Source organism: Methylobacterium sp. E-046, assembly GCF_022829625.1.
In the GTDB taxonomy this organism is placed as follows: Bacteria; Pseudomonadota; Alphaproteobacteria; order Rhizobiales; family Beijerinckiaceae; genus Methylobacterium; species Methylobacterium longum.
Genome location: NZ_JAKSYP010000023.1, coordinates 1 through 613, shown reverse-complemented (window position 1 = coordinate 613; position 613 = coordinate 1). Strand labels below are relative to the sequence as shown.

Genomic DNA, 613 nt, shown 5'->3' with positions numbered 1-613 from the left:
CCGGTGAAGGTGCTGGCGCGGGTGAGGGTGAGGGTTCCGGGTCCTGCTTTGGTCAGGCCTCCGGTACCGTCGAGGGTTCCGTCGAAGGTGGTTGAGGTTCCGTCGCCGCCGGCGGTGAGGCGGGCGGCGCCCAGCGCGACGCGGCCCTGGCCGGCGAGGGATCCGACGGTTTCGCTGTCGGCGAGCGCCAGGGTCGCGCCGGCCGCGATGGTGAGGGGGCTGAGGTCGCCGATGGCCTGTCCGCCGCGGGCGAGCAGGGTTCCTTCCGCGAGGGTGGTGGGGCCGGCATAGGTGTTGGTGCCGGACAGCGCCAGGGTTCCGGGACCGGCCTTGGTCAGGCCGCCGGTGCCGGTGAGCGCCTGTGCGAGGGAGAGGGTGTTGGCGGGATCGGCGATGTCGAGGCTGCCGCCGGCCGGTCCCCAGATGACCGGTCGGGCTGTGGTGGCGAAGGCGGTTCCGGTGATCTGGAGGGTTCCGCCGTTGAAGGCGAGGGGTCCGCTGGGGGCGCCGAGGTTGGGGTCGCGCGCGACCGAGAGGGTGCCGGCCGCCAGGAGGACGCCGCCCGAGAAGGTGTTGGTCCCGCTCAGCGTCAGCGTGCCGAGCCCGAGTTTGA

The 613-nt window shown here is 73.4% G+C and carries 1 protein-coding gene; it reads right to left on the bottom strand.

What is annotated here, in order from left to right; genetic code table 11:
• Positions 1-613: autotransporter-associated beta strand repeat-containing protein (locus MKK82_RS01025; RefSeq protein ID WP_243984311.1), on the bottom strand; the 613-nt coding region annotated here is incomplete at both ends.